Consider the following 3,724-nt stretch of genomic DNA (forward strand, 5'->3'; position numbering starts at 1 on the left):
TGGAACTTTTTGCGTCAATTTATTTTACAACTTACGCAGCTTGTCTGCCAAGCACGCAATCAACCCCTTTTCCGCCGCTCTCGAAAGAAGTTCTTGAGCAGAGCGGCACACTCCTCGGCCAATACCCCGGCACACACATCCGGTTGATGGTTCAGTCCCGGACATCCTGTGATATTGAACAGGGATTCACACGCCCCTGCTTTGCTGTCTGTGCTCCCGTAGACGACACGGCTGATGCGGCTCATCACGATTGCACCGGCACACATGGGACACGGCTCAATGGTGACATAGAGCGTCATCCCCGTCAGTCGCCAACGCCCTAGTGCCTTACAGGCACGGCGGATCGCAATCAGCTCTGCATGTGCTGTGGCATCGTGCTCCGTCTCACGTAGATTGTATCCGCTCGAAATGACACTGCCTACATCATCGAGGATGACTGCACCGATGGGGACCTCTCCGCATTGATAGGCACGCCTCGCCTCTTCCAAGGCGAGGCGCATGCCATGAAGATCATCCGGCATGAGGCAGTTTTCTCTTTGCATCGGAAATGTCAGCCTTTCCCTGATAAAACAGGGACTGCGTTGCACGCCCGATCTCCAGATGATATGCCGTCTCGGAATCCTCCTGCTTCATCTGTCTCTTTTTCTTCTTTTCTACCTCATCTTCAAAGATAGAGGAAAAGGATTCATCCTTTTCTCGCTCTTCAAACCCTTTTCTGCGCTCAAAGAGCTCATCGTTATTGAAGCGGACGCGCTTAATGCGCATGACACGTTCAACTCGTTCTACCATTGCTGACACCTCCTTACATTCCAGAATGGATGTTATTTACGATCTCACCTTTAATATCGACATTTCGATGTAAACCTTAAACAGAAAAGGCATTTCGTCCATCCAAAGGAGTGATTCATCAAACACTGTAACGCTCCAGCAAGCCAACAATGACAAGATATCGCAAGAATAACACAGAGATTCTCACACAAAGACGAAATAGCAGTATAGAGGGCGAATTATGGTATTTTGTAGACAAGCTGTAAACAACAAAAAAGTAGAGTGACGGCACACGTTACGCTGTCCCTCTTGTCGTTTACGCCATTACCACTCCGCGACGTTATACATTACCGTCGCGCACAGCATAAAGTCAAGTACCACCGCCGAGATGACAATCCCGATATAGGTCAGGATTTTACGCACGAACCCTTTTAACATGTCCTTGCTTGTGATATAGCCGTCACGTATCGCCCCGCGGATTCCATACGCAGCCGCAAAAATCGTCGGCGTTGTAATTCCCTGTTCAATCAGGCGTTTACGCGAGAGGAACAGCCACTTCGTGAAGAGGTCAGCAAATACGAGGATACAGAATGCACCGAAAATCTGTGCGTGCTCTTCGTAAGCAATAGACAGAGCGCAGGTAACAGACAGTTTGACACCCCATGCATCTTGCAATTTTTGAAGTACGTGTAACATAAAAACCTCCACTTCATACTACTCCTTTCCTGCATGGAAAGGGCGCACGTTCTTAGGCGCACGCCTCCCCTTTTCTATCTTTCCCATATCTGCCCGATCTCTCCTTATCCCATAAAAAACAGCCGCTTTCCCACAGCGGCTGTCATACTCACTCCTCATCATCAGTTGCACTAAGCAGTGTCTCTCGCTTCACCTCCTTCTTGTGCTGCGACGATCTGTTTTTCCCATTGATATTCGGGCGACCGTTCTTTGCGCGTTCCTTCGCCGTTCGCTCCTGCTGAATCTTTGCCTCCTTTACCTGCCTATCGGTGATGCCGAGCGCGTTCAGTGTACGGCGGTTCGCATCGGACGGGTCGTCGATATAGGACTGTATCGCATCCTGTTTCGTGTGCTTGTCCTTCGTGCGCATCTCATAATCATAGTTCGTGACAAAGCATTCGTGCTCTCCTCCACGCTGCGGAATCCGAGCGCATGCGCAATCTTGTCATAGGCACTATCATAGCGTGTATTTACGCGGTGATGCGTTGTGCGGGACACTCCAACATACGCCTGTGCCATGTTGCCAAGTGCGGGTGACACGGCTTTGAGTGCCTCAATCGGATTGCCTTCATGCGCCTGATGGAGCATGTTGATTGCCGTCGCTGCCATCGGGCCTCCCAGCTGCTGAGCAACAACACCGGAGACGCTATCGGGTTTCTGCCCGTAGAACTCGCCGGAGAACGCATTACTCATACCGATACGCCCTGAGATGTCGAGCCCGAACGTCGGGGCAAGCACGCCGTAAAGTGCCGTCTCTGCGACGGATTTCTTCACGGGGTCTTTCCCTGCCCAGCGCAGAATCTCTGCCTTGATGTCACGTGCAATATCCTCATCGTCCCCCGTCGCAATTCCGAGGATGAACGAAAAGAGCTGATTGATGAGCTCGCCGAACGGGATGCTCCCGCCAATCCCGCAGAAAAGAACATACGGGACAAGCATGCGTACTTTCTGCCCGCGCGTTCCGTTCTTCAGGATGTTATACATGAACTCAAACTGCATGATTGGGTACTTCTGGAACTGGAAGATCTGCTGCGTGATAACAGAGCCCGCGCGAAGCATCCCCGGCGCGTTTGCCGCTGAGTAGTCAAAGTTCGCGTCGTCGTTGATCTGCTGCGCATAGGCGATTGCCTTTGCCGAAAGTTCGTCGCCGGGGGCTTTCTCCATCCCCTTCTTTTCCACCCCCTGATAGTATGCACCGAGCACCGCCGCCTTGCGCATGAGTGTATCGGCTTTTTGGAACGGTGTGAGTGTCCACTCGCCAAACTGCTTGGCTTTCTGGTACACAGTCCCTGCGCGTCCTCCGCGCCGCTGTGAGTAGCCGCCGTTATCTGCTGCGAGATTGATGTCTTCAAGAAGCCCTGATGCCTCAATGATCTTTTCGTTCAGTGCCGACGGATGCAGCGCACGCAGCAGTCCCTTTGCCGCATAGCCGTAGTCGTTCAGTGCCGCACCTACGTTGATGAACTGCGAGAAGTTGACCGCCATCGAAGCAAAGTTAAAGAGCCCCAGCTTTGTGATGGCGTTCCACGTTGAGAGTTCCCCGTTGACTGCAAGTGCGGCGCGGTCGCCGTAGCTGTCTGCAATTCGCTTGCCGAGCCACGTCCCTTTGATGAGATCGTTGAGCCACACCTCCACGCCGCGCGGGTTGCCGTTCACATCGTTAATGAGGTCTTTACAATACCGCGCTGTCATGTTCTTTGGTTCGCTGTCAAACGCACCGAAGCATCGTTCATAGAAACTAATTGCGGTGGGTTTGAACTCTTCCATGGCGATATAGCGCGCGCTGCTGTTGAAGTAGTGTGCGAGTACCCACATGATGTTTTTGTCGAAGCCCTCTGCGCCCTTGCGCTTCATCATGTTTCCAAAGAAACGGTGGCGGGATTTAAGGGTTGCACCCGCACTTTCACGCAGGAACGTCCGTGCATCCGCAAGTGACATCTGCGTGCTCTCTGTGAGCTTCTTTGCCATCTGAGCAAACTCCATATCGCCGACGACAACAGCATTTTCCGCATCCATGTCAAACCCTTTCGGGCGAACGACATAGTTGCGGTCTTTGTTCTTCTCAGCAATGGTATTGCCGATCTTCACAGCTTCATTCAGCGTGCGCCCGCTGCCGACCGAGGTGTAACGTATCTCCTTGGACACGGGGTCTTTGTACTGCTCGTAGACCATCCACTCATGGAAAAAGTGTGGCATGTAGCCCGTGAGGTTGTTGATCGGT

General features: G+C 52.3%; 4 protein-coding genes. All 4 read right to left on the minus strand.

The features are described from left to right. Window positions 1-59: 59 nt before the first annotated feature. Window positions 60-521 (minus strand): tRNA adenosine(34) deaminase TadA, encoded by a 462-nt coding sequence (gene tadA, locus HMPREF9166_RS02515; protein WP_009442474.1) that lies wholly within the window; start codon window positions 519-521, stop codon window positions 60-62. Further along, window positions 511-789 carry a hypothetical protein gene (locus HMPREF9166_RS02520; protein WP_009442475.1) on the minus strand — a complete coding sequence of 93 codons (279 nt, stop codon included), beginning with the start codon at window positions 787-789 and terminating at the stop codon, window positions 511-513. The genes tadA and HMPREF9166_RS02520 overlap by 11 nt, the downstream gene beginning before the upstream one ends. Before the next feature lie 303 nt (window positions 790-1,092). After that, a complete protein-coding gene (locus tag HMPREF9166_RS02525) occupies window positions 1,093-1,464 on the minus strand; it encodes a hypothetical protein (RefSeq protein ID WP_009442476.1) in 372 nt (123 codons plus the stop codon). Window positions 1,465-1,788: 324 nt separating this feature from the next. After that, window positions 1,789-3,724, minus strand: a 1,936-nt coding sequence (locus HMPREF9166_RS02535; RefSeq protein ID WP_175279223.1) for a hypothetical protein, incomplete at its 5' end; no start/stop codon positions are given.

The organism is Selenomonas sp. oral taxon 149 str. 67H29BP (genome assembly GCF_000146365.1).
Lineage (GTDB): Bacteria > Bacillota > Negativicutes > Selenomonadales > Selenomonadaceae > Centipeda > Centipeda felix.